The organism is Dysgonomonas sp. 216, assembly GCF_010501065.1.
In the GTDB taxonomy this organism is placed as follows: domain Bacteria; phylum Bacteroidota; class Bacteroidia; order Bacteroidales; family Dysgonomonadaceae; genus QVMM01.
In genome coordinates this window covers 39,144-65,160 of the sequence record NZ_QVMM01000012.1, presented here as the reverse complement: position 1 = coordinate 65,160, position 26,017 = coordinate 39,144, and the positions used below count along the sequence as shown (strand labels likewise).

The 26,017-nt window shown below is 38.7% G+C and carries 24 protein-coding genes; 16 read left to right on the top strand and 8 right to left on the bottom strand.

Going from position 1 to position 26,017, the window contains the following annotated elements:
* The first annotated feature begins 35 nt into the window (after nt 1-35).
* From gcvH to D0T53_RS08640, 3 genes are read left to right on the top strand one after another with little or no spacing between them, the layout of a single operon-like run.
* The gene (gene gcvH / locus D0T53_RS08650) at nt 36-416 is read left to right on the top strand and encodes a glycine cleavage system protein GcvH (RefSeq protein WP_163266899.1); all 381 of its coding nucleotides are present in this window, start codon (nt 36-38) and stop codon (nt 414-416) included.
* A gap of 26 nt (nt 417-442) precedes the next feature.
* Nucleotides 443-949 (top strand): 5-(carboxyamino)imidazole ribonucleotide mutase, encoded by a 507-nt coding sequence (purE, locus tag D0T53_RS08645; protein WP_163266897.1) that lies wholly within the window; start codon nt 443-445, stop codon nt 947-949.
* A 23-nt stretch (nt 950-972) separates the two neighbouring features.
* Entirely contained in the window at nt 973-1,584 is a 612-nt protein-coding gene (locus D0T53_RS08640; protein WP_163266895.1) for an SIS domain-containing protein, read from the top strand.
* 74 nt (nt 1,585-1,658) lie between these two features.
* Here the strand turns inward: D0T53_RS08640 and D0T53_RS08635 are convergent, their stop codons facing one another.
* The 3 genes from D0T53_RS08635 to D0T53_RS08625 all read right to left on the bottom strand — a co-directional run bounded on the left by D0T53_RS08635 (nt 1,659) and on the right by D0T53_RS08625 (nt 3,670).
* Nucleotides 1,659-2,441, bottom strand: a complete 783-nt coding sequence (locus tag D0T53_RS08635; RefSeq protein ID WP_163266893.1) for a hypothetical protein — start codon at nt 2,439-2,441, stop codon at nt 1,659-1,661.
* A gap of 147 nt (nt 2,442-2,588) precedes the next feature.
* Nucleotides 2,589-3,482 carry a transporter gene (locus D0T53_RS08630; protein WP_163266891.1) on the bottom strand — a complete coding sequence of 298 codons (894 nt, stop codon included), beginning with the start codon at nt 3,480-3,482 and terminating at the stop codon, nt 2,589-2,591.
* A 44-nt stretch (nt 3,483-3,526) separates the two neighbouring features.
* The gene (locus tag D0T53_RS08625) at nt 3,527-3,670 is read right to left on the bottom strand and encodes a hypothetical protein (protein WP_163266889.1); all 144 of its coding nucleotides are present in this window, start codon (nt 3,668-3,670) and stop codon (nt 3,527-3,529) included.
* Nucleotides 3,671-3,816: 146 nt separating this feature from the next.
* Here D0T53_RS08625 and D0T53_RS08620 point away from each other — a divergent pair, with 146 nt between their 5' ends.
* The 4 genes from D0T53_RS08620 to D0T53_RS08605 all read left to right on the top strand — a co-directional run bounded on the left by D0T53_RS08620 (nt 3,817) and on the right by D0T53_RS08605 (nt 8,547).
* The gene (locus tag D0T53_RS08620; protein ID WP_163266887.1) at nt 3,817-4,398 is read left to right on the top strand and encodes a helix-turn-helix domain-containing protein; all 582 of its coding nucleotides are present in this window, start codon (nt 3,817-3,819) and stop codon (nt 4,396-4,398) included.
* Nucleotides 4,399-4,440: 42 nt separating this feature from the next.
* Nucleotides 4,441-6,093, top strand: coding sequence for an AMP-binding protein (locus D0T53_RS08615; RefSeq protein WP_163266885.1), 1,653 nt, complete (start codon nt 4,441-4,443; stop codon nt 6,091-6,093).
* A 27-nt stretch (nt 6,094-6,120) separates the two neighbouring features.
* Nucleotides 6,121-7,320 carry a hypothetical protein gene (locus D0T53_RS08610; protein WP_163266883.1) on the top strand — a complete coding sequence of 400 codons (1,200 nt, stop codon included), beginning with the start codon at nt 6,121-6,123 and terminating at the stop codon, nt 7,318-7,320.
* A gap of 333 nt (nt 7,321-7,653) precedes the next feature.
* Nucleotides 7,654-8,547, top strand: coding sequence for an AraC family transcriptional regulator (locus D0T53_RS08605; protein ID WP_163266881.1), 894 nt, complete (start codon nt 7,654-7,656; stop codon nt 8,545-8,547).
* A gap of 191 nt (nt 8,548-8,738) precedes the next feature.
* Here the strand turns inward: D0T53_RS08605 and D0T53_RS08600 are convergent, their stop codons facing one another.
* The 3 genes from D0T53_RS08600 to D0T53_RS08590 are packed head-to-tail and all read right to left on the bottom strand — an operon-like array spanning nt 8,739 to nt 11,078.
* Nucleotides 8,739-10,145 (bottom strand): PspC domain-containing protein, encoded by a 1,407-nt coding sequence (locus D0T53_RS08600; RefSeq protein WP_163266879.1) that lies wholly within the window; start codon nt 10,143-10,145, stop codon nt 8,739-8,741.
* A gap of 12 nt (nt 10,146-10,157) precedes the next feature.
* A complete protein-coding gene (locus tag D0T53_RS08595; protein ID WP_163266877.1) occupies nt 10,158-10,493 on the bottom strand; it encodes a PadR family transcriptional regulator in 336 nt (111 codons plus the stop codon).
* Nucleotides 10,494-10,505: 12 nt separating this feature from the next.
* Nucleotides 10,506-11,078 carry a PspC domain-containing protein gene (locus D0T53_RS08590; RefSeq protein WP_163266875.1) on the bottom strand — a complete coding sequence of 191 codons (573 nt, stop codon included), beginning with the start codon at nt 11,076-11,078 and terminating at the stop codon, nt 10,506-10,508.
* Between the two features lie 474 nt (nt 11,079-11,552).
* Between D0T53_RS08590 and D0T53_RS08585 the strand changes: the two genes are divergently transcribed.
* The 5 genes from D0T53_RS08585 (at nt 11,553) to D0T53_RS08565 (ending at nt 16,719) form a co-directional block, all read left to right on the top strand.
* A complete protein-coding gene (locus D0T53_RS08585; RefSeq protein ID WP_163266873.1) occupies nt 11,553-12,779 on the top strand; it encodes a 3-phosphoshikimate 1-carboxyvinyltransferase in 1,227 nt (408 codons plus the stop codon).
* Between the two features lie 27 nt (nt 12,780-12,806).
* Nucleotides 12,807-13,223: a phospholipase gene (locus tag D0T53_RS08580; protein WP_163266871.1), complete on the top strand. Its 417-nt coding sequence runs from the start codon at nt 12,807-12,809 to the stop codon at nt 13,221-13,223.
* Between the two features lie 13 nt (nt 13,224-13,236).
* Nucleotides 13,237-14,061: a metal ABC transporter permease gene (locus D0T53_RS08575; RefSeq protein WP_163266869.1), complete on the top strand. Its 825-nt coding sequence runs from the start codon at nt 13,237-13,239 to the stop codon at nt 14,059-14,061.
* 382 nt (nt 14,062-14,443) lie between these two features.
* Nucleotides 14,444-15,856, top strand: coding sequence for an amidophosphoribosyltransferase (locus D0T53_RS08570; protein WP_163266867.1), 1,413 nt, complete (start codon nt 14,444-14,446; stop codon nt 15,854-15,856).
* A 23-nt stretch (nt 15,857-15,879) separates the two neighbouring features.
* Complete coding sequence (locus D0T53_RS08565) at nt 15,880-16,719, top strand: lysophospholipid acyltransferase family protein (RefSeq protein ID WP_163266865.1); 840 nt, start codon at nt 15,880-15,882, stop codon at nt 16,717-16,719.
* A 14-nt stretch (nt 16,720-16,733) separates the two neighbouring features.
* Here D0T53_RS08565 and D0T53_RS08560 read toward each other — a convergent pair whose 3' ends face one another.
* Nucleotides 16,734-18,140 carry a transporter substrate-binding domain-containing protein gene (locus D0T53_RS08560; protein WP_163266863.1) on the bottom strand — a complete coding sequence of 469 codons (1,407 nt, stop codon included), beginning with the start codon at nt 18,138-18,140 and terminating at the stop codon, nt 16,734-16,736.
* A 161-nt stretch (nt 18,141-18,301) separates the two neighbouring features.
* On the opposite strand from D0T53_RS08560, the gene D0T53_RS08555 reads away from it, so the two are divergent.
* The 4 genes from D0T53_RS08555 to D0T53_RS08540 all read left to right on the top strand — a co-directional run bounded on the left by D0T53_RS08555 (nt 18,302) and on the right by D0T53_RS08540 (nt 22,764).
* A complete protein-coding gene (locus D0T53_RS08555) occupies nt 18,302-18,817 on the top strand; it encodes a pyridoxamine 5'-phosphate oxidase family protein (protein WP_163266861.1) in 516 nt (171 codons plus the stop codon).
* A 502-nt stretch (nt 18,818-19,319) separates the two neighbouring features.
* Nucleotides 19,320-20,000: a succinate dehydrogenase cytochrome b subunit gene (locus tag D0T53_RS08550; protein WP_163266859.1), complete on the top strand. Its 681-nt coding sequence runs from the start codon at nt 19,320-19,322 to the stop codon at nt 19,998-20,000.
* Nucleotides 20,001-20,031: 31 nt separating this feature from the next.
* Nucleotides 20,032-21,990 (top strand): fumarate reductase/succinate dehydrogenase flavoprotein subunit, encoded by a 1,959-nt coding sequence (locus D0T53_RS08545; protein ID WP_163266857.1) that lies wholly within the window; start codon nt 20,032-20,034, stop codon nt 21,988-21,990.
* 18 nt (nt 21,991-22,008) lie between these two features.
* Complete coding sequence (locus tag D0T53_RS08540; RefSeq protein WP_163266855.1) at nt 22,009-22,764, top strand: succinate dehydrogenase/fumarate reductase iron-sulfur subunit; 756 nt, start codon at nt 22,009-22,011, stop codon at nt 22,762-22,764.
* Between the two features lie 123 nt (nt 22,765-22,887).
* Here D0T53_RS08540 and D0T53_RS08535 read toward each other — a convergent pair whose 3' ends face one another.
* Nucleotides 22,888-25,992 carry a glycoside hydrolase family 2 TIM barrel-domain containing protein gene (locus tag D0T53_RS08535; protein WP_163266853.1) on the bottom strand — a complete coding sequence of 1,035 codons (3,105 nt, stop codon included), beginning with the start codon at nt 25,990-25,992 and terminating at the stop codon, nt 22,888-22,890.
* Nucleotides 25,993-26,017 lie beyond the last annotated feature (25 nt).

Here is a 26,017-nt window from a genome sequence, read left to right as displayed (position 1 = left end):
ACAAAATATTGTTAAATCATAAAAATTATATTGCGATGAGCTATCCTGAAACTTTAAAGTATTCGAAAGATCATGAATGGATCCGGGTCGAAGGAGATATAGCATATGTAGGAATTACTTATTATGCACAGAAAGAACTTGGCGAAATTGTATACGTTGATGTTACCACAGTTGGCGAAACAATAGAGCAAGGAGCCGTGTTTGGCAGTATTGAGGCTGTTAAAACAGTGGATGATCTTTTACTGCCTGTTTCGGGCAAAATACTGGAGGTTAATGCCGATTTGGAGAATAATCCGGAATTGGTGAATAACGACCCGTATGGAAAAGGATGGATTGTAAAGATTGCACCATCGAATGTTGCGGAAGTTGAAGGATTGATGGCGGCTACCGATTATAAATCTCAAATAGGAGAATAACCTGTTTAACAATATAAAGCTAAAAAATGAAACCTGTGATAAGTATTATAATGGGCAGTACCTCCGATTTGCCTGTTATGGAAAAAGCTGCAAAGTTTTTTGACGAGATGGAAGTGCCATTCGAAATAAATGCTTTGTCGGCACATCGAACTCCCGAGCAAGTGGAAGTATTTGCAAAAAATGCGAAAGACCGAGGAATTAAAGTTATAATAGCAGCTGCCGGAATGGCGGCTCATTTACCCGGAGTAATAGCTTCGATGACTACTTTACCCGTGATTGGCGTACCCATAAATTCGACTTTGGACGGCATGGATGCTTTATTGGCAATAGTTCAAATGCCTCCCGGCATTCCAGTGGCAACAGTAGGTATAAACGGAGCATTAAATGCCGGAATATTGGCTTTGCAGATGATTGCTACGGGCGATGAAGGGTTGCAGCAAAAATTAGCCGTTTACAAAGAAGACCTTAAAAAAAAGATTGTAAAAGCGAACGAAGAACTGTCGCATGTGCAATATAAATTTAAAACAAACTAAAAAGACAGTTTTGTCGTTGATAAATGGAAATGGACGAAATTAAATGTCTGCTGGCGGACGAGTCGCAGGCAATATTAAATATACCGGTGTCGGATGCATACAAGGAAGCTATAGACCTTATTGTAGAGTATGTACATAAGCGAAAAGGGAAGCTGGTGACAAGCGGAATGGGCAAGGCTGGGCAAGTAGCCCAAAACATTGCTACTACATTCAGCTCAACAGGTACACCTGCTATATTTTTGCATCCCAGCGAGGCTCAACATGGCGATTTAGGAGTTCTTCAGGAGAATGATATCATGCTGGTTATTTCCAATTCGGGTAAGACCCGCGAAATTGTCGAGCTGATTCTTCTTAGCAGGGGATTAATAAAGGGCATAAAATTTATTGTTATAACCAGCAATCAGGAAAGCCCTTTGGCCGAAAAATCGGATGTATGTTTGTTGACAGGCAACCCCTGCGAGGTTTGCAACCTTGGGCTTACACCAACTACCTCGACAACGGTTATGACCGTAATTGGAGATATTTTGGTTGTTGGAACAATGCGAAAGATTGATTTTAAACCTACCGAATATGCAAAACGGCACCATGGCGGTTACTTGGGCGATGTTTCGCGGAAAATGAGTGAAGAGGAATAGTCAAAAAATCATCGATAATACAAAAAAGCCTGCTTTTTTACGAGCAGGCTTTTTGTATTATATAGGTTAAAATTTCATCTTACTTCAATCCATATTTCGCCATTCGGATTTTTTGAGCTTCTTTTCAGTTCCTTTTTAATAATATCTTTTTGCTTTAGCTTTCTCACAACCTCTGCATCGGACACATTTCCGTTGATATAATAAGTTGGTTCGTTTCCGTATTCCGCCATCAAATCAGTATCGCTCTGTTTATTCCTGCTTTGCTTTATTGTAATGCTGTTGTTCCGTAAAGAACCATCTACTCCGTTAGAAATCCGGTTTCCAAAAGAATTGGTCTTGGGACTGCGTTGCGAGTATTGTTTTTTCAACTCTTCCATTTTAGCCTCAACAGCTAAACGAGCTTCTTCAAGAGTTTTATAAGTTAACCCCGATGATGTCTTTTCTGATTTATTGTTTCCTGATGTCTCATTTTGTGTAGCAGTGTCAGCTTCCGATTGTGTTGATTCTTCAGATGCAACTTCTCTTTTTATCGGGATAGACTTCGCTGTATGTTCAATTTCGCCCTCATTACTGGTTACTATATATTCTCCGTTTTCGTCTTGTGTAACCTTCACTTTTAGTCTGGGGGTAGCAGCTTTTTCCTCTTTTTTTGTTTGTTCAGGATCGTTCTCTTTAGGTTGATCCTGATCTGTATAAAATACTACAGCTCCGTCGTCATCTATATAGAAAGTCTTAAGGCTACTGAATCTTTCTTCCAACTCTTTCTTGTCTTTTTCCGATATTGAACTTTGTCCGTTAATAGAAAAAGGAAAGCAAACAATAAAAAGTGTAATTAAAGTTCTGATAGTTTTGTCCATTTGTATTATTTGTGAATAATATTGCTCTTTTTTTGAATGCGCAAAGATAATATAAATTTTTAAGTTTCGCGTTTTAAACGAGATACTTATGCGTAAAAGTATACATTTTGAGTCGTATTATCCTAAGAAAAAAGGTTAAAAATGCAGTTAGTTAATATCCCTCCTCTTCTTCCATATTTGATACGAGTTTATCAGATTTTGCCAAAGAACGTAAGACCCGGGAGCAATTGACGATATCGGGTTTAAAAATGTTTGTGCCATCCAGATAGCTAATATTGTATTTTTTTGACCCAATCCTTGCCCTCCGGCTACTGTGTCATTAAAACGCTTGCCTAAGCGGCGACCTACAAAAAACTGTAATATGCATATTATCAGCGCTATTAATGCTATCGCTATTTCTATAAAATAATTATTTTCGTCCTGATTCAGAATAAATGATACGGTTTTGGCTGTAACAATAGTAAGGGCTATGCTCCACAAATAGAACGATACCGATTGTTTCCGCCGGATAACGCAATAAGCAAATGGAGAAATTTTCTTCAAAATCAATGATGCAATAAAAGGAGCTAAAAGTATAAGGAATACTTTTTCGCAAATATTGATAGCCGATTGCCAAAAAGAAAGTTCGGATGCATGCCCCAGATAAGCAAAAATAACAGGCGAAACTATTGCAACAGACAAATTACTTAATAAGCTGAAAGCTGCCAAACTAACCATGTTTCCGCCCAACATGCCGGTAATAACAATTGCCGCAGTGGCGGTAGGTGCCAATACGCAGATCATTGCGCCTTGTGCCAAAACCGGATGTATAGGGGCTAACAACCAATATACAACTAGGCTACCACCCAGCTGAATAAGCACAAGCAGAAAGTGAAGTTTTGTTATTCTCATATCCTTCAGCGAAAGCTTACAATAGCTGATAAAAAGCATTATTATAAGCAAATAGGGAGTAATATCTCCCAACAAACTTAGCTGTTTGTAAAAAATAATGCCTATCAACATAGCAATGGGCATCATGTATGATTTTATTGTATTAAGCATTTTTTTTGCAGCTTTACTATACCATTGATATTTGCATTGTTATATTACCCAAGCCCCATTCTCCACGATGTGTTACAAACAGAACAGGATATCACAAATGACGAATAACGGGGCACACCATCTTGTATAAATTGTTGTGTATAGGTATTGCGTGCAACAATTGATGAAACCGCAGTTAAATATCTCATGAATTTTATTTTAAAATGTAAAGAAAGTAAATATAATGATGTAGTTCGTATTGTTTTAATACCCAGATGGTACAAAATAAAAAAAATATCATATTTTTGTGTTCTATGCGAGAAAAAAACGAGCAGATCAACTTAGAATATAATACATGAAAGCAAACAAAAAAATAGGCGACCGTATAAAACAATTGCGAGACTCGAAATCGATTACGATAACCGAAATGGCTGAACGTTCGGGTTTAGATGAAAAACAAATAATAAAGATAGAACAAGCCGAAGATTTACCGTCGCTAGCTCCGTTGATAAAAATAGCCAGAGTATTGGGTGTAAGGCTGGGCACATTCTTGGACGATAATGACAATCTTGGACCAACTGTTACCCGAAAACAACAACATGACTCGAAATCTGTCAGTTTTTCGACAAAAGATAAAACGTCTCATCAGCATATGGACTATTATGGATTGTCGAGCGCAAAAGCAGGCAGACATATGGAGCCGTTTATTATACAAATAGATTCGATTGAAGAAGGCGTCGACTTTGTATTGTCAACACACGAAGGGGAAGAATTTATCTATTGCCTTGAAGGTGTAGTAGAAATAAAATACGGAGCAGAGACTTATCTGCTTGAAGAAGGCGATAGCATATATTACGACTCGATAGTAGAACACCATGTTCATGCCGCCGGAGAGCAGTGCGCAAAAATATTAGCAGTTGTGTATACGCCTCTTTAAATAAAAATTATCTGGAAAATAAAAACCTGAACATCTAACAAAATGCAATTATCGGAACGAACTCTTGGGCAATGGCTCGAACATTGGGCTGAAAAAACTCCCGATAAAGAATATATCGTTTATTCGGACAGAGATTTACGCTTTACATGGAAGCAGTTTAACGAGCGTGTCGACAACATGGCGAAAGGCTTGTTGGCTATCGGTGTTAAACAAGGCAGCCATGTTGGAATATGGGCTACAAATGTTCCCGATTGGTTGACTTTTCTGTATGCAGGTGCCAAAATAGGTGCTGTGTTGGTTACTATAAATACAAATTACAAGCAGCACGAGCTTGAATACATTGTTGAAGATGCCGATATCGACATTTTATGCATTACCGAAGGTGTGTTTGATGGAAGCTATATTGACATGGTTTACGAAATTGCTCCCGAACTGAAAACTTCGCAACGGGGTTATTTTAAAAGCAAACGTTTTCCAAATCTCAGAAATGTAGTCTTTATCGGACAGGAAAAATTTAGGGGAATGTATAATACAGCCGAGATACTATTGTTGGGGCAAAATATTGCAGATAATATTTTATTGGAAACAAAAAAACGTGTAAGCTGCCACGACGTTGTAAATATGCAATATACTTCGGGTACAACAGGTTTTCCGAAAGGCGTAATGTTAACGCATTACAATATAGCAAATAATGGCTATTTTACAGGCGAGGCCATGAACTTTACGTCCGAAGATAAGCTTTGCATATGCGTTCCATTGTTTCACTGTTTTGGCATAACGTTAGCAACAATGAACTGTTTGACGCATGGCTCAACTCAGGTTATGGTCGAACGTTTCGACCCCTTGGTTGTTCTGGCTTCGGTGCACAAAGAGCGTTGTACGGCATTGTATGGAGTTCCTACAATGTTTATTGCCGAACTTAATCATCCGATGTTCGAGATGTTCGATGTCAGTTCTTTACGAACAGGCATAATGGCAGGTGCTTTATGCCCCATTGAACTAATGAGGCAGGTAACCGAAAAATTGCATATAACACACATAACCAGTGTTTACGGGTTAACCGAGTCGTCGCCGGGTATGACTCATTCTACAATAGACGATTCGTTCGAGAATCGCTGTACTACAGTAGGGAAAGAATATCCGTTTACCGAGGTGCGGATTGTTAATCCGGATACAGGTGAAGAATGTGCGGTTGGCGAACAAGGAGAAATATGTTGTCGGGGATATCTGGTTATGAAAGGGTATTATAAAAACCCGCAGGCAACCAAAGAAGTGATAGATAAAGACGGGTGGTTGCACTCCGGCGATTTAGGTATAAAAGATGAAAACGGGTATTACCGGATTACGGGGCGAATAAAAGACATGATTATTAGGGGTGGTGAAAATATTTATCCACGCGAGATTGAAGAATATCTTTATCATCTTAACGGGGTAAAAGATGTGCAGGTAGTAGGAATACCTTCAAATAAATATGGCGAAGAAGTTGGTGCTTTTATTATATTGCAAGAAGGCATTGATATTCAGCCCGAAGATGTGAAAGATTTTTGCAGGGGGCAAATAGCACGGCATAAGATACCTAAATATATATTCTTCGTAGACTCTTATCCTTTGACCGGTAGTGGAAAAATACAAAAGTTTAAACTGAAAGACATAGGACTTACATTGCTTAACGAACAGGGAATCGAGGTTCTGTAAGCATTATATTAACTTAATTGAAACATTATGAAAAAAATTAAATTCTTTTTTTGCATGGTACTAACAATTACTGTTGTATCAGGATTTATTGCATGTAACGACGATGACGGCGAATCGAAGAATGCGATTGAAGGCAGCTATTTCACAATTGAAGACGCTTCGTTTGTCGATGCAGCTTTACCTTCCGGATCGGAAGATATACTTACTTCGTTAAGTGTAAACCGAAATGTTATAAACGGAGGTTCGGCTATTGTCACTTTAGTTTCTGATGAACCTCTTAAAAACGCGAATATAGGAGTTAAGGGAGTGAAAGGGTATTATAAATACGAATTGACTGCCGATGCAACTCCTAAAAATTCTTCGACTTCGGGGTATGAGTATGAAGTAGTTATTAACGTTATACAAAACATAAAAGTCGAAGATTTTGTCCTTAACTTAAGCGTTGAGACTGTAGACGGAGTTGTGAGCAGCGCCACAAATTCCGAAGTCATCAACGTTGTTGAAGTAGGAACCGGGCAGTTGCAAGTGTCTCTTTCGTGGGATCAGTTTGATGATGTAGATTTACATGTATTTACTCCAGATGGAAGACATATATACTATGGAGACCGATATTATTTAGATGAAAATATAAATGAAGCTGAATTTTACTTTAACTTTTTAATATATCTTGTTAAAAAATACACTGACAACAATCCTAAAGATTTAGATTATAACAATCAGAGCGATTGGGACTTGTTGTATACTTATTTGGATGAAGCCGAAATTGACGACGATGATGTGTTGGGTAAAGAGCTTCCTGAATTTGCAGAAAAATATAAATATACAGTGTATGGTTTCTTAGATATAGATTCTAATGCAGGATGCGATATTGACGAAGTGAACAATGAAAATATATTTTTCCCTAAAGCCATAAAAGGAACATATAAGGTTGCGGTTAACTTATATTCAAAATGTCTCCTAAACGCAAATGGCGCTAAGTACTCTGTTACAGCAAATAACAAAGGACAAAATGTGAAAATTTCGGACAAGCAGGTTGGGCAGTATGCCAGCAATTTGTATGGAAATTACTACGATGAAGAAGCAGAAGATACTGCCGAAGAGTATGTTGTGATAGGCACATTTAATATAAATGAAGGTGTTGATTTAAAAACAAGCACCTACAGAACTAAAGAAATGCCTAATCCCCAGTTGTTGAAAGTAAAGAAGAAACTTTTTTCGAAAAAATAAATTAAGTTAAAGTTTAAGGAAATACCCGCCTGTTTTAGGCGGGTATTTTTATTTGGTAAAAAAATGTTGAATTGTAATGTTATTGTATTCAATTCATTATTTTTGCCCATATCTTATTTATTGTACTAAATATTTATCTATAATGTAGTATAGTTTACGAGATACAAACAGACAAGTTACGAGTGTGCAAAAATTAGTGCAAAATATGTCAGAATTGTCAGGTTTTGTAAATATACTGTACTAAAGATGTTTTGTCGGGCTATTAATTCTATTCAGATAGGATTGTATAGTTTGCCTGAAAGCCGGTAAAAACAATAAGAGTCTCTTGAAAAAATGAAAGAATCGATTCATATAAAATATTTGATAGCAAACGAGCAAGATGCCTTGTGGGGATTGACTGTGAATACAGTGGGTTATCAGCATATCAGTTCGGGGTCATCGTATCCTCCGCAAAACCATCCGACACGCTATTTATTCTCAACCGAAAAAGGACGGATACTAGAGGAATATCAGCTGCTTTATATAACTCAGGGGAAAGGATCTTTTGTGTCGGAAAGCCAGAAGAGCATAACAGTGAAAGAAGGTAATATGTTTCTGTTATTTCCGGGCGAATGGCATAATTATAAACCAGATAACCAAACGGGGTGGGCCGAGTATTGGATCGGCTTTAACGGAATTAATATCGACAATCGTATATTGAATGGTTTTTTCAGTAGACAAAAACCCGTTTTTAATGTTGGCATCAGCGAAGAAATAGTGCAGCTTTACAAACAGGCTATCGATACGGCGCAAGCGCAGGAGTCGGGCTTTCAGCAAATGCTGGCAGGCATTGTTAATCATCTGCTGGGTTATGCATATGTGCAGGACAAACGTTCGGTTTTTAACGAGATGAAAGTTATCAATCAAATAAATAAGGCCAAAGTTATTATGCTCGAAAACTTTAAAAACAACATCTCGCCCGAAGAGGTTGCTAACCGCGTGAATATGAGTTATTCGTGGTTCAGACGAATATTTAAGCAATATACGGGGTTCTCGCCCGCTCAGTACATTCAGGAGCTGAAAATTCAGAAAAGCAAAGAACTTCTGACAAACACCATGCTTACCAGTCAGGAAATAGCATTTGAAATAGGATTCGACAATTCCGATTATTTTTGCACAACCTTTAAACGAAGAACGGGTACTACCCCGATAAAATACAGAGAGTTTACCCAAGGAAAGAATTTGTAGTAACAGGGACATAGAAATAGACGGAACCAGTTTCGCAACTACCCCCGTCTTGGATAAGAATTCTAAATCTAATTTAAAAAAATTGAGTTTATTTGAAATGCTAGAGTTGTGTGTGTCGTTTCTAAATTATTAAAGCATTTATTTCAGTCTCTATATAAACATAAGACGTGTATAGTTAGATATTGTTACAATTAGTCGGGGTTGTTCCAATTATTTGGGCATAAATAATCGTCTATATCTACATCCTTTCCGGAAGGAACGGATATTACAAGGCGATACGAAGTTCTGTCCCACAAGTTGTTTTTGTTATATAATTTAGGGCATATTACTAACAGCGAGTCGTTAAGGGTATAATCCAGATTTATGATTTCCGATCTTCTTCGTGCTGCACCCCTTGTTTTATCGTATGCCTTTTTTTCCAAAGCAATTTTAAAAGAAGTTAGTGTAGTGTCTTTTTGCACTCTTATTTTAGGTATTATAAAAAATGAATAATTATCGGTATTATCCTTCAGATAATAAATAGGGTTATGCCCCGAAACAGGGCTGGCGTCGGCTAAACTATTATCAAGTTTTATATATAACTTGTCAGACATTGTATTTGGCTGAATGTTTTCTGTAACCTCATAGTTTCGTCTGTATTCCTGCCCCAAAGAAAATGCAAAGCCTCCTACGTAACATCCGGCTCCGATCCATATGATGAATGCGATAAGGGATATAACCCAATCGGCGCGGCCAAACCGTTTTGTGAATAACAGCTTTATAGTAATATAAAGTAGCCCTATCAGAGGTAAGCAAATTACCATTATTAAAGCTATCCGCTGATTCCACGAATCTACTCCGATAGCCTCGAGGCACGAAATAAGATCGGGGGCACCCCCTTTTGAATAAAAAGCACCAAGAAACAGGCTTATAATGGCGATAATCGATATGGTTATTGTAACGCCAATTATGCCCATAAAAACACCACAGATTATTTTTAACACTTTCAGCAATCTCGATCCTTGTGGTTTTGGACTCTGTATGTTCCGGTTTTCTATATCGTATAAGGATGTTTTTGTTCCTGTCATTTCCAGTTTTTGAGCGAAGCTACGGGCTTTAGGCATTGCTATCCATAAAACCAGATATATGAGTACTACAAAAAATGCCGAACCACCAAAAGGCATAACCCCGATAATAAACAGAACAGTAACAAAGAGTATTCTGATAAGGACAGGGTCGATATTGAAAAAATGTCCAAGGCCACTACATACACCTCCTAGAATTGCATTATCAGCATCGCGGAACAATTTTTTCTTGATGGTATTCGGCTCTTCCTTTGCAATACTGCTATTGCTTTCGTCGCCAAAATCGGCGGGGCTACCAATTGTTTGAATCACCGTTTTGGCATCGTCTTCGGTTATGGTAGCATATTCGTTAGCCATTTGCATTCTGAACAATTCGGCAATACGTACTTCTACATCCGATATAATCTCGTTTCCTTCGGCATTTTGGGCAAAGTGTTGCTTTAGTGTTTTAAGATAATTATCTGTTATATCGAAAGCTGATTCTTCCAGATTGAAAGCATAACTTCCTATACTTACTTTTATGGTAGGTTTCATGGCTTTCTTTTTTTATTTGTTTCGTATATTTTCTATAACCCTTACCAAGTCGTTCCAAACAATGTCCAATTCGGCCAAAACGGCATTCCCTTTGTCCGTTATCGAATAGTATTTACGTGGAGGCCCTTGCGTCGATTCTTCCCACCTGTAGCTTAATAAACCCTGATTTTTTTGACGGGTAAGCAGTGGATAAAGAGTTCCTTCCACAACAATCATCTCCGAATCTTTCAGCTCGCTGATGATTGACGACACATAGGCGTCGCCTTTCGATAAAATGCTTAGAATACAATATTCGAGTATTCCTTTTCGCATTTGTGCTTTTATATTATCAACATTTATAACTTCCATAATCTTACTTTTTTATTTACGGTTTGCTGTGTATTTACGAATATTCTCGGCAGTAACAGGGATTCCCCGCATTTCCAATTTTTGAGGAATAGACAGTGCCTCATTTGTGGCGAGCCATAATACAATGTATATAATGAGGGTAGATCCGTAACAAATTAATGCCACTAAAAATATTATTCGAATGATGGTTACATCTAAACCAAAGAACACGGATAAACCACTGCATACTCCTGCTATTTTTTTGTCGTCAGGATTTCGGTACAATTTTTTTGAGTTTTTAGCCCCAAAATCATCAGATTGTTCTGTGTCCGATGTTTTTTTAGTTTGACTCTCCGTATCTATTTCTCCCATGTGTGAAATAACGATGTCAACTATTTTTACATCTATTACCTGATTCTGATATTTTTTCTCCTTCAAAAATATTTCGGCAACACGGGCTTCAACATCTTCCATAACCTCCTTTACTTCGTTTTTATCTTCAATGCTCGATTCAAAACGATTCAGGTAATTCTTTAGCTTGTAATAAGCATCGTCTTCCATTGTAAAACTGATGCCACCAATACTGACTTCAACAACTTTTTTCATAATCTATATCTTTACTATTCTATAATACAATGTTGTTTGTAATGCAAATATATAAATAATTAATAGTACCATGCAATACATAGTACTATTTTATATAATGCGTATTTTTATAAAAATCTGATTATCAACACACCATTAAAGTTCACATCTTGCTTGTTTAGCTTTTTTTAACCTTTTGACAGGAAAATAAAAGCTCACTTTCGCAGAATAATATCAGGTTTAGACCTAAGTAGATGCTAAAAAAAGTTCTATTTTAGGCAAATATCGTTCTTGATGAGAAAGCTTTCTTGAAGAAGGAGGTTGGTAGGTTCGGAATAAATTTCGAGAGATACGTTTTCTACACTAAAATCTGACATAAATATATACATCTTATGTTGCAAATTAACACGTATTCGATAAATTCATAATCTTTGTTTAAGGCCTTATCGTTTCGCTTGTTTTTAGTAACTTTGGGGCTGTAAAAACGAACCAATAATGAAATATAAAGTAAATGCTCCGGAGAATATTCATTCTGCCATAAAGTTACCTGCATCGAAAAGCATCAGTAACAGAGCATTAATTATTAATGCACTAAGTTTAAGTCCGTACGAAATAGACAACTTATCGGACTGTGACGATACCAGAGTAATGGTAGAGGCTTTTAATGCAGAAGATAATCTGTTTGATGTAAAAGCCGCCGGAACATCAATGCGTTTTCTTACAGCTTTTTTATCGAGATTACCGGGCGAATGGATAATAACCGGCACAGAACGTATGCAGGAGCGTCCGATTAATATATTAGTTGATGCGCTTAACTCGCTGGGAGCACATATCGAGTATTTGGGAAAACACGGTTGCCCTCCGTTGAAAATACGGGGAAGTGTACTTACCGGAGGTGAAATATATCTTTCGGGAAGTGTTAGTTCTCAATTTATATCGGCTTTATTGATGATAGCCCCTACTATGGAAAGGGGATTAACCATCCATCTTGAAGGTAATGTTATATCCATTCCTTATATAAAGCTTACCCTGAGAATGATGTCTGAATTTGGGGTAAAAGCTCATTGGGATGAAAATACTATAAAAATATACCGAGAAGAATATAAACCCGTACATTATAGTGTAGAGTCCGATTGGTCGGCAGCTTCGTATTGGTACGAGATGGTAGCACTAAGCAATGATGCCGAAGTTGAATTATTGGGGCTGAACAGCGATAGCGGACAAGGGGATTCGAAAGTTGCGGAATTATTCATCGATTTGGGCGTAAGCACAGAGTATACCGATAAAGGTGTTATTTTAAGGAAAACAAGCAGGGTGACTAAAAAAATGTTTCACAATTTTGTGAACGAACCCGATTTGGCTCAAACTTTTGTTGTCACTTGTTGCTTGATGAATGTTCCGTTTATGTTTACAGGCCTGCAAAGCCTTAAGATAAAAGAAACCGACCGCATAGAAGCTTTGAAAGCTGAAATGAAAAAATTGGGTTATATAATAACCGATAGCGAAAATAGTATTTTGGAGTGGAATGGCGAACGCATCGAATCGCAAACAGATGCAGCAATTGATACTTATGAAGATCATCGCATGGCAATGGCTTTTGCTCCGGCTTCTATAAAACGCAATAATATTATTATAAATAACCCCGGAGTGGTAACAAAGTCATACCCTCAGTATTGGGCCGATTTAAAGAAATCGGGCTTTACAATAACCGAAATTGATTAGAACCGCATATAAACCGGAATAAGCCTCATGGAAATACTTTTTATCTTTTTAGGACTAATTTTTTTCTTTGTTTTATCTCTTTTTATTTGGAATACAATGCAGGTAAAAAGAGGAAATACCGAAAAACTTGAAGAAATTGAAAGTGATCCTGTGGATGGCGAATGTTGTGGAAAACATGCTACATGCGAAAAAGACAGCCTCCTGAGCGCATTTTCTGAAGAAATAGAATATTTTGACGACGAAGAACTGGATGCCTACAAAGGATTAAGTTCGGATCGTTATTCCGAGAAAGATGTAGAAGAGTTTCGGTCGGTACTATACTCGATGTATGACGAAGACAAGCCTCGCTGGGTACGTAGTTTACAATTGCGGAATATATCTATACCCGACCAGTTAAAAGATGAAGTATTTATGTTCGTTAACGAACTTCGCGCAAGCCGTTAGTTAAACCTTTAATATGGAATTTCTTGAACTATTCGAATACGGGTTCTTTCAGAATGCTCTTCTGGGCAGTTTGTTTGCCAGTATTGCCTGTGGCATCATTGGCACATATGTTGTGGTAAGGCGGCTTGTGTTCATAAGCGGAGGCATAACCCATACATCGTTGGGCGGTTTAGGCTTAGGTTTTTATTTGGGCGTAAATCCTGTATTGTCGGCAATGGTGTTTTCTGTTCTGTCGGCGTTTGGTATTCAATGGGTCAGCTCGAAGCAGGGGGTACGAGAAGATTCGGCAATAGCGGTTTTTTGGTCATTGGGGATGGCCGTGGGGATAATCTTTATTTTCTTAAAGTCGGGTTTTGCACCTAATTTGTCAGAGTATCTGTTTGGAAATATACTTACCATTACCCAATCTAACATCCTGTATTTAGCAATACTGTCTGTTGTGTTGACACTCTTTTATATAATATTCAGACACGAAATAATATATGTGGCGTTTGATTCGGATTTTGCTCGAACCCGAAATATTCCGGTAAAGTTTATCGAGTATTTGATGATGTTTTTTATTGCGGTGTCTATTGTTTTGTCTATACGTTTGGTAGGTATTGTTTTGTTAATGTCGCTACTTACGGTTCCGCAAATGACAGCAAACCTTTTTTCGTCGAATTATACTAAAATAATGTTGGCGTCTATCGTTATCGGTTTTTTAGGTTGCGTAGGCGGTCTATTTTCTTCATATTTTCTGAATGTGCCTTCCGGTGCATTCATCATATTTGTCCTTATAGTTATCTTTCTTGTTTGCAAACTGTTTTTAATGTTCCGTCCTTCAAAAACAGTTCGTTAGAGTAAATCTTCGTAGGTTGTTTATCTATGTATTGGATGGCTTTTGTTGGCCAATAATAAAAATATACTGGGTTTTGCGCTTATCAATAGTGCATTGTCGGTTTTTTGTTTCGGCATGTGCTGCAAAAATTAATCGAATATTGTCAGGTGTGTCAGGTTTTGAACAGAATATGAGTAGGAGAACGCTGTCGCAAAGGGTTAATTCTATGTGGGTATAATACACGAATATAAAAAGGAAAGGTTTCCTTATCAGGCAACATCTTTTCGAGACGCGGTTTTGATGAAATTATAAGATTTGATTATCTATAATTGTCCTCGAAAACTTGTATATTTGTTCCCTCAAAAAATAAATACGATCAATTAATCAAAATAAAAAATAAAAAATGGGTGGTTTTTTCGGAACGATATCAAAGAAAGCATGTGCAACAGACCTCTTTTACGGAACAGATTATAATTCCCACCTTGGAACCCGCAGGGGAGGGATGGCAACGCTAGACGATGATGGAGTCTTTAGACGTTCGATACATAATCTCGAAAATTCGTATTTCAGGTCGCGTTTCGAAGCCGATTTAGGTAAGTTTAAAGGTAATTCGGGTATTGGAATTATTAGCGACACCGATCCGCAGCCCATTTTTGTAAATTCACATTTAGGTAAGTATGCAGTTGTAACCGTTGCCAAGGTTAACAATCTGGAAGAACTGGAAAAAGAGCTTTTGAGTAAAGGTTGTCATTTTACCGAATTGAGTTCAGGGCAAACTAATCAGACCGAGCTTATAGCTTTACTTATATCGCAGGGAAAAACCTTTATAGAGGGTATAAAACTTGTGCAGGAAAAAATAAAAGGGTCGTGTTCGATGCTTATTTTAACCGAAGACTGTATTATTGCAGCCCGTGATAAATGGGGACGAACACCTATACTTATAGGAAAGAAGGACGATGCTTATGCTGCAACAAGCGAACCTTGTAGTTTTCCTAATCTCGATTTCGATCTCGTCTACGATCTTGGTCCGGGAGAGATAGTGAAGCTTACCGCCGATAATATGACTCAATTGTGCGCGCCTAATGCCCAGAAGCATGTATGCTCATTTTTATGGGTTTATTATGGTTATCCGGTTTCGGATTATGAAGGCAGAAATGTAGATGCCGTTCGGTACGATACGGGTATGAGAATGGCTAAAAAGGATGACGTTGAAGCCGATTATGTAGCAGCAATACCCGATTCGGGAATTGGTATGGGATTAGGTTATGCCGAAGGTAAAGGTATTCCTTATCGTAGGGCTATTATAAAATACACACCAACATGGCCCCGTAGTTTTACTCCGGTAAATCAGGATGTCCGCGATTTGGTTGCGAAAATGAAACTGATACCCAACCGCGAATTGTTGAAAGATAAAAAAGTTATATTTTGCGACGATTCGATTGTCAGAGGAACGCAGTTGCGCGACAATGTCGGTATTTTGTACGGATACGGAGCAAAAGAGGTTCATATGCGTTTAGGCTCGCCTCCTATTATACATTCATGTCCTTATATAGGTTTTTCGGCTTCGAAATCGGCATTGGAATTAATTACACGCCGTATTATAAAAGAACTTGAGGGCGATGACTCGAAAGACCTAGATAAATATGCGACAACAAATTCGGAGCAATATAACAAGATGATTGATTGTATCCGAAAGAAATTGAATATAACAACGCTAAAATTTAACACGGTAGAAGATCTTGTCGCTTCGATAGGCTTGCCTAAAGAGTGTATTTGTACACACTGTTACGATGGTACAGGAAGAGGAAACGAGTAAGCCTGTTTATAATATTGCTGTTTATGAAAGATAAGCTTATAAGTTACGACGACGTCCGTAGAATGAGCCCGATATTCAGAGGCAGGTTTGGAAATACTCTGATAAAGCTAGTCCTGAAAATTTCGGGGTTGAACAAAGTTAATCAGGTTTATGATGGGGCAAAGCAGTGCGAGGGGGTAGATTTTTGTACCCGTTTGTTGAAAAATGCAGGGATAAATATTGTAGTCGAGAATAGTGAAGTTCTTGACAGGTTTAAAGACGAAGCCTTTGTAACGGTTTCGAATCATGCTTATGGCCACATTGATGGTATTGCGGCCATAGAAACAGTAGGAAGCATTCGTCCCGATTATAAGATGATGGTAAATTTTATACTCGGCATGATAGACACTATGGCTATGCATTTTATTGCTGTAAATCCTTACAGTAGCGGTAAATTAGCCGACAAATCGAGCCTTGACGGTGTAAAACAATGTATCGAACATCTGAAAGAAGGACACCCTCTTGGTTTTTTTCCTGCAGGGGCTGTGTCGAAAACAAAAGTAAAAGGCTTAAGGTTTACAGTTGAGGACAGAGAGTGGCAACCAACTGTTATAAAACTGATAAAAAAAGCTAAAGTGCCTGTAATACCGATGTATTTTAGTGGTAAAAACTCTTGGTTTTTCAATTTCTTAGATCTTGTCGATTGGCGACTGCGCTCGGTTAGATTAGGTCATGAGGTAACAAACAAAAAAGGGAAGACTATTTATATACGCTTTGGCGAACCCATTATGCCGGAAGAACAAGCTAAGTATTCCGACTTAAAGGAATTCGGCGAATATCTCAAGTCCAAAACTTATGCATTAGCAAAGCCAACAGATAAATAGCAAAAGAGTATATCTTATTTGCTTTTATGATGATGAACCGACATGTGTCTTTGTCTGAATCGTTCTCGGTTTTTGGCAACTTGCTTTACATAGTTAAGTGTTTCGGTACCCCGTAAATATCCGTTTTTCACAACAGGGTCGTTATAATAATCCGGATTACTTTTCAGTTCGAGGAATTTATGCACACTATCCCAGGTCGAAGGGTCTCCTCCATACTTTCGGGCTAGAGCCTGAGCATCGTAAATATGCCCATGACCACCATTGTAAGCAGCGAGGATAAAATTAATACGTTCGTCTTTATCCGGAACGCTTTTGACAAACATCTTATCCAGCCTTTCCAGTAGTTTTACACTGGCCATAATGCTCAATTCGGGATTAGTACGATCTTCAACCGATATACCTAACGATACTGCGGTTCTTGGCATTAACCCCATCAGCCCTGTTGCTCCTGCCCACGATGTAAGATTAGGTTTAAAGCGGGACTCCTGATAAGCCATTGCCGCCAGAAGGAACCAGTCGAAATCCGAATTCTCGGCATATTTTCTGAATAGCGGATCGTAGCCCGAAATGCTTCCCTTAGGCAGGCTGTCGGGTACTATATATTCACCATCGAAAGGCATTTTGCTCAATTCGAAGTATTTTTTCGTTATCGCCTTATACACAGGGGTTTTGTCTATTGTTTCGCCCCATTCCTCCAAGGCCTTTGCCAGTTCGGGGGTGTTTTTTCTGACTAGCCACGACGATCGCTGATCGAAGCTTAAGGCTAACGAGATGTTGATGTTGTTGTAATAGGTTCGGTTTAGTTTAGCTACATAGTCGTCGCTTACGGTGTATTTTATTTTACCATCCGACACCATCTCTATCAGATCTTCAGTTGTCACAGTGTCTTTTACTATATCCTTTATATCGATACCGCCTCCCAATTCGGCATTCAAATTAACTAATCGCTGATAGTATTTTGTGTTATGCTTTACATATATATCTTTCCCTATAAGTTCTGTAACATCGGTAAGCAGGGTGTCGGCACTGTTCGACCGCTGAACAAGCACCTGATGCGAAACTTGTTGAGGACCGCAATAAACAAGTGAATCTTTCAGCGAATTTTGTATTACTATAGGGTATGCTATAATATCGCCTTCACCATTTTGTAGCATCTGAATAAGGCGCGTGGCATTTTCGGCCACAATAATATTAAGCTCAAGGTTGTGGTAATCGGCAAAGTCTTTTGCCAAATCGTAGTCGTAGCCCATTGGTTCTTCTTTGTAGATAAAATAAGAATACGAACTACTTAGTGTTATCACATTTAACTTGCCCGATTCTTTTATTTGCTCAAAGTCCCAAACTTTTTCCTGCCTGTCTGTTTTGCACGAAAACAACAGGAAACAACAAAATAAACCGAATATAAAAGCCTTGTTCCTCATTAGTTTATTTGTTTATTGCTTGCCATAGAATAATTAGTTGTCAAAAGTAAATAATAAAGATGTTAATAGATTATTTTATCTATATATTATACAACATCAAATAACCGATAAGGTTTCGCAAAGTCTTTTTTTATCTTTATGGCAATAAAAAAAACAGCAATATGATAACAGTTACAGTTGAAGAGAGAGAGCTTATAAACGAAATTATAAAAAAAAATAAAGTTTGCTATGTGGGTATGGTCGATACAGAAGGAATGCCATATGTTATCCCCATGAATTTTGGTTTTGATGCCGGAAACGATATCATTTATTTGCACTCGGGCCCCGATGGTTCTAGTGTTTCGGCTATTGAGAAAAATCCGAATTTGTGCATTACTTTTTGTACCGAACCTAAACTTATTTACCAACATAAAGACGTGGCATGTAGCTACCGGATGAAGTGTAGCAGTGTTATATGCAGAGGTAAAGTTGTTTTTGAAGAAGACTTGGATAAAAAAAGAGAAGCCCTTAATTTTATTATGCAACAATACTCGAAGTCGGAATTTAAATATTCCGATCCGGCAGTAAAAAATGTAAAGATTTGGCGGGTGGAATTGGATAGTATATCTACAAAAGTGTTTGGGGCGCCTAATCCCAAATCGCCGAACTATAAAGATCAGGATTTTGCAGAATATTGAACCTAAACTTTGCAAATCAGAATTTTCAGAAAAACTGTCAGGATTGTCAGGTTCTCTTATTTATAGGCTTTTCGATGCACTACAGGAGGTGCACAATTCTATATACATAGAATTAGAATAAGATATAAAGATATAATTGTCAGAAAATTATTGTGTTTCCGAACAGAGAGGAAAAACCGAAAAAGAAGGACACTTTCCACTAATTTGTACCTTTATACTGTAAAACACAAAAACTGTCAGAATTGTCAGGTTTTAACATTCTTCATAATCTTGGAATGTAAGCCCGGTTTAGCAAACTATGGATAATACGTAACGAAAACCTTTTTAGACCCATCTGAAAAGGGGAAAAAAAGCCGAAATTTCCTTTGAAAATCTTTAATATTAGCCTATTTTTGTAGGGCTTAAAAAATAGATATAATTTATCTCAAATTCAGGCCGTTTATAATGCCATGAACCAGAAAACAAATTAATATTCTAATATAACTAAAAACTATTTAATTTTATGAGTTGGTTACTTAATTCTTCTATTGGCCGAAAGTTCATTATGGCTTTGTCAGGCTGTTGTTTGGTTTTGTTCCTGCTATTTCACATGTCGATGAACCTTGTGTCGATAATATCGATGCCTGCGTACGAAATGATTTGTGCCTTTTTAGGAACTAATTGGTATGCTGTTGCAGGTACAGCCGGATTGGCAGCACTTATTTTAGTGCATGTAATTTATGCTGTTATCCTTACGCTTCAAAACCGTAGGGCTCGCGGAGGCGACAAGTATGCGTCGTCGAATCTGACTCCTGCCGAGTGGTCGTCTAAAAACATGTTTGTATTGGGTGTGGTACTTGTTGCATTCATGCTTCTTCACCTTTACGATTTCTGGTTCAAGATGATGTTTGCCGAGCTTTTCCACATCGAAGACATTATGGTATTGCCCGAAGAAGTTGGCAGCCATATGGTAATGCTGTTTGGCAGCCCGGTTAGAATTGTTTTGTACCTTATTGGTATAATAGCATTGTGGTTCCACCTTACTCATGGAATCTGGAGTATGTTCCAATCTACAGGTATTAACGGACGTACATGGTTGCCTCGCTTGAAGTGTGTAGGAAACTTGTTTGCAACAATCGTTTGTTTAGGTTTTGCAGCAGTTCCTGTTTTCTTTTTTGCGAAATACATGCTTTGCGGAGCTTAATTAACTAACTTAGACTAAAAGAAAAATAGATATGAGTACTATACTTGATCCAAAAAAAGATTCAAAAATTCCAGAAGGCTCTTTAGCCGAAAAATGGACCAATTATAAAAACCACCAAAAGCTTGTAAATCCCGCTAATAAACGTCGATTAGATATTATTGTAGTGGGAACAGGTCTTGCAGGTGCGTCGGCAGCCGCTTCGCTTGGCGAAATGGGATTCAATGTGCTTAACTTTTGTATACAGGATTCGCCTCGCCGTGCACACTCAATTGCTGCGCAAGGAGGTATAAATGCTGCAAAAAACTATCAAAACGATGGCGACTCGGTTTACCGCTTGTTTTACGACACTATTAAAGGGGGCGACTACCGTGCACGTGAGGCAAACGTACACCGTTTGGCTGAAGTTGCAAACAGTATCATCGACCAATGTGTTGCTCAAGGTGTTCCTTTTGCCCGCGAATACGGTGGCTTGTTAGATAACCGTTCGTTTGGTGGAGCACAGGTTTCACGTACGTTTTATGCCAAAGGACAAACAGGACAACAGTTACTTCTTGGTGCTTACTCGGCTCTTAGCCGTCAGGTAAATAAAGGAACTGTTAAATTATACACCCGTTACGAGATGTTGGATGTTGTAATCATCGACGGACGTGCGCGTGGTATCATCGCCCGTAACCTTGTAACAGGTAAAGTTGAGCGTTTTGCGGCTCATGCAGTAGTTATTGGTACCGGAGGTTATGGAAACACATTCTTCCTTTCTACTAATGCTATGGGATCTAACGGATCGGCAGCTATTCAGGCTTATAAAAAAGGTGCTTATTTTGCAAACCCATGTTTTGCTCAAATTCACCCAACTTGTATTCCTGTTCACGGCGAATTCCAATCAAAACTGACTTTGATGTCAGAATCGCTTCGTAACGATGGCCGTATCTGGGTTCCTAAAAAGAAAGAAGATTCGGAAGCTATTCGTGCAGGAAAATTGAAACCTACTCAGATAAAAGAAGAAGACCGTGACTACTACTTGGAAAGACGTTACCCTGCATTCGGTAACCTTGTTCCTCGTGACGTAGCTTCGCGTGCTGCTAAAGAAAGATGTGATGCAGGTTTCGGAGTAGGATCAACAGGACTTGCCGTATATTTGGATTTCTCTTCAGCAATCGATCGTCTTGGAAAAGATGTTGTTGAAGCACGTTACGGAAACTTATTCCAGATGTACGAAAAAATTGTAGACGATAATCCATACGAAACTCCGATGATGATTTATCCGGCTATCCACTACACAATGGGTGGTATTTGGGTCGATTATGAATTGCAAACATCAATACCCGGATTATTCGCTATTGGCGAGGCTAACTTCTCAGACCACGGAGCTAACCGTCTTGGAGCTTCTGCGTTGATGCAAGGTTTGGCCGACGGATATTTTGTACTTCCATATACAATTCAAAATTATTTGGCAGATCAAATTTCAGTTCCTCGTTTCAGCACTGATCTCCCTGAATTCCAAGAAGCAGAAAACGAGCTGAACAAGAAAGTTGCTAAATTAATGGCAGTTAAGGGTAAACGTTCGGTTGACTCTATTCATAAAGAACTTGGTATTGTAATGTGGGATTTTGTGGGTATGGCTCGTACAAAAGAATCATTAGAGAAAGCCTTGGAAGACATTAAAGCATTGAAAAAAGAGTTCTGGGCAAATGTACGTATACCGGGTGAGGCAAACAACCTGAATGTTGAGCTTGAGAAAGCGCTTCGTTTAGCAGATTTCCTTGAAATCGGGGAGCTAATGGCTCGTGACGGTTTGAACCGTAACGAATCGTGTGGAGGTCACTTCCGTGAAGAATATCAAACTCCGGAAGGAGAAGCACTTCGTCAGGATGACCAGTATTCTTATGTTTCATGTTGGAAATACGCAGGTGAAGATCAGGAGCCAGAGCTTTTGAAAGAACCTCTCGACTACGAATTTGTAGTTAGACAACAACGTAATTATAAAGCCTAACCTGTAACTGATTAATCAATGGAAAAATTAATAAATATAACGCTAAAAGTTTGGCGTCAGAGAGGACCAAAAGAAAAAGGTGCTTTCGAAACATATAAACTCGATGGAGTATCTACAGAAAGTTCATTTCTTGAAATGTTGGATATCCTTAACGAGAAACTGATAAACGAAGGAAAAGAACCTGTAGTATTCGATCACGACTGCCGCGAGGGTATCTGCGGAATGTGTAGCCTTTATATCAACGGGCATGCGCACGGACCGGATGAAGATGTTACTACTTGCCAGTTGCACATGCGTAAGTTTAAGGATGGCGAAACTATCACTATCGAGCCTTGGCGTTCGGCTGGTTTCCCTGTTATACGCGACTTGATGGTCGATCGTCAGGCATTCGATAAAATCATTCAGGCAGGAGGTTACGTATCCGTAAATACTGGAGGCATACCTGATGCTAATGCAATTCCTATTTCGAAAATAGATGCTGATGAAGCAATGGATTCGGCTTCGTGTATCGGTTGTGGGGCTTGCGTAGCTACATGTAAAAATGGTTCGGCAATGTTGTTCGTATCGGCTAAAGTTAGTCAATTGGCTCTTCTACCTCAAGGACGTGTTGAGGCGGCTCGCCGTGCGAAAGCAATGGTTGCTAAAATGGATGAACTAGGTTTTGGTAACTGTACAAATACAGGAGCTTGCGAGGTTGAATGTCCAAAGAATATTTCGATAAGCAACATCGCACGTTTGAACCGTGAGTTCCTTAAGGCTAAATTCAAAGACTAAATTAGAATAGCTTCTATAATAGAAAAGGATGTACTTTGCAGTACATCCTTTTTTTGTTTCAAGTGTGAAATAAAAGAGTCTGAATGAATTCAGACTCTTTTTTATAAGGATTGTGGATATTCTTTATTTCACACTAATGGTATAGCTATATTTATATTCTTTGTTACCCCAGAAACGATACTGGTCGAGCGGAGCAGCTCCCCACGATTGCAAACCTCCAACACCACGCTGGAATAAGTCTACAGAAAGAACTGTTTCGTAACGAGGCAATAAATCCGACATGTGCTGTTGCTTTTTAGTCATACCCGGATCTAAATCTTCGGGGCGATAGTTTAATGCACTAACCGACAATGGTTGACCTCCATCAATACGAATGCTTCTGCCTCCCTCGCTTTCGAGTGTTAGCCAGCGAACATCGGTTTTGTTTCCTGTTTCCTGAGGACGGATATACGCATGTGCCTGATCTTCAACTTTGCCGTTCCAAACGCCCATGAATGTGTCGAATTTACGGTCTATGTAGTTTTCGTGCGGGCCACGTCCGTACCAAGTGAAGTTATCCATATTTTTGGGTAGAATCATAATCATACCGAAACGCATCATTTCAGGAAGATCGTTTGATAGAGGCTTATAATCGGCATCTATAGTCAGACTACCATCTTTATTTACGGTGTATGTTAAGTTCACCTGAGCTTCTATACCTCTAAGTTTTGCTTCGTAGTTGAACGATATAGCACCGTTATTTTCCTGATAATTTTTGTATTTGTATATAACATTATGACCTGCAGCATCCCATAGGCGCAATTTGTATTGTATCCACTCGCCAAAATCGTTATCGGTTGGGGCGCGCCAGAAGTTAAGACGGGGTAACTCGTTAAATACCCTATGTCCGTCGTTAGTCATATTCAGTAAAGTGCTTCCATCTTTCAACGAAAATACGTACGCTACCTGACCCGATTTTACATTTACTTTGTCGTCAGCTTTCTCTATTTCAAGGCTGCCCGATTTGTCGACCTTTGCGAAATAGTTGTTCGACGCAAATTCCATTTGCTCCTTAGCTACCTCAAAACCCGCTTTAGTAAACGGAGTTTCTTCATTGCTATAAGCATATACCTGAAGGAAATATTCTACACCTTCCTCTGCTTTGATGGCAGGAATGTTCAGTTTAACATCTTTCCGGGTATCGGCATTAACAGTTACGTCAAATTTGCCTTCCGCATCTTGTTTGCCATTTTTAAGCAGTACCCATTTGAATGAATAGTTTTTAGGAGTGATGTTTGTAAACTTAAAATCGTTTATAACGGTAATAATACCTTTATCCAAGTCCTTAGCTACGAATAGTATATTTTGGTATACTTTTTTTACAATGTAGGTGTGAGGAAGATATTGCTGATCGGGGGCGATTATACCATCGGCAACAAAGTTTCCGTCGTTCATTTTATTATATCCGTTAAGGTCGCCACCATAAGCCCAATAAAAACGTCCTTGTTCGTCCTTTGCAGGAAAACCATGGTTGTACCACTCCCAGATGAATCCACCTTGCATATTTTTGCTCGAACGCATTAAATCCCAGTATTCTTGGAAATTACCCATACTGTTACCCATAGCATGTGCATATTCGCACATAATATAAGGCCTACCTAAGTCTTTCTTCGAATCTCTTACCATATTGTCCCACGATGGATACATATGGCATATTATATCGGTATTTCTATCTCTTTGATATGCTTGTTCGTACTGAACAGGACGGCTGTTATCGCGTGCTTTTGCCCAGTCGTACATATCGAAGAACGCTTTTCCATTACTAGCTTCGTTCCCTAACGACCAGAATGTTACCGATGCATGGTTTTTATCACGTTCAATCAGACGATAAATTCTGTCCATGTGTTGAGCATGCCATTCAGGAAAATTAGATACATTGTCTTTTCCATATCCTAAGCCATGCGACTCAAGGTTTGCTTCGTCTACAAGATAAATTCCGTACTCGTCGCATAACTTGTACCACAACGGAGGCTGTGGGTAGTGAGATGTGCGAACCGCATTGATGTTCAACTCTTTCATGAGTTGAAGATTACGCATCATTATGTCGCGGTCTACTACGTTTCCGTTGTTTGTGTTAAACTCGTGCAAGTCAACACCTTTTATCATTACCTTTTTGCCGTTTATAAAATATTGACCATCGGTTATCTCTATTTTACGGAATCCTATTTTGTGAGAAGTTGCCTCAACCACATTTCCTTTTCCGTCTTTCAATGTGATAAGCATCGAATACAGATTGGGAGTTTCGGCTGTCCATTTTAAAGGATTCGAAACGCTTCCGTTAAGTACTATATCGGCATCGCCGTTAGCAGGAATTGCTACTTCTTGCGATTTGCCCATTACTTTTTTACCGGCATTGTTCAATATAGCTACTTCAACCGACTGGTTTTGAGCGTCGCCTGTGTAGTTTCTTAATTTAAGATCGATACTAAACACTCCATTTTTATAGTTCTTATCAAGATCGGGATGTGCAAAAAAGTCTTGGATACGTGTTTGAGCGGTGCTGTAAAGATATACATTACGGCTTATACCTCCTAAACGCCACATGTCCTGATCTTCGAGATACGAACCATCTGTGAATTTGTGTACCTGACAAGCAAGGGTGTTGTTTCCTTTGCGTATATACTTGGTAATGTCAAATTCGGCAGGGCTTTTAGAGTTTTGTGTATATCCTACTTTCTGACCGTTAACCCAAACGTACATACCGCTTGTTCCTCCTTCGAAGTGGATAAATACTTTGCGTCCGTCCCAGCTATCGGGGATGTTAAATTGATGGCGGTATGTTCCTACGGGAGAGTCTTCTTTGTCTATGTGAGGAGGTTTGGCTCTAAATCCGAAACCTGTGTTTACGTACATTGGTATACCATATCCGTTAAATTCCCAGTTGCCGGGAACGGGCATGTCTACCCATTTGCTGATGTCGTAATTCTCGTTATAAAAACCTTCGGGCACTTCTGCTACTTTAGATACCCAATGGAATTTCCATGTTCCGTTAAGTGACTGAAAGTAGGGTGATGCCGAATAATCGTCTGTTAGCGCAAGCCCCTCGTTAGGATAGGGGATAGACGTTGCTCGCGTTTCTTCTTTGTTTACAGCAAAAACTTCGGGATTTTCCCAATCAGGATTGTCTGCTTGTGTACTGAACGATGTACCAATAAGCAAAGACAAAGCTAAAAATAAGGGTCGTTTCATAGATTAATGATATTAAATTATAGTT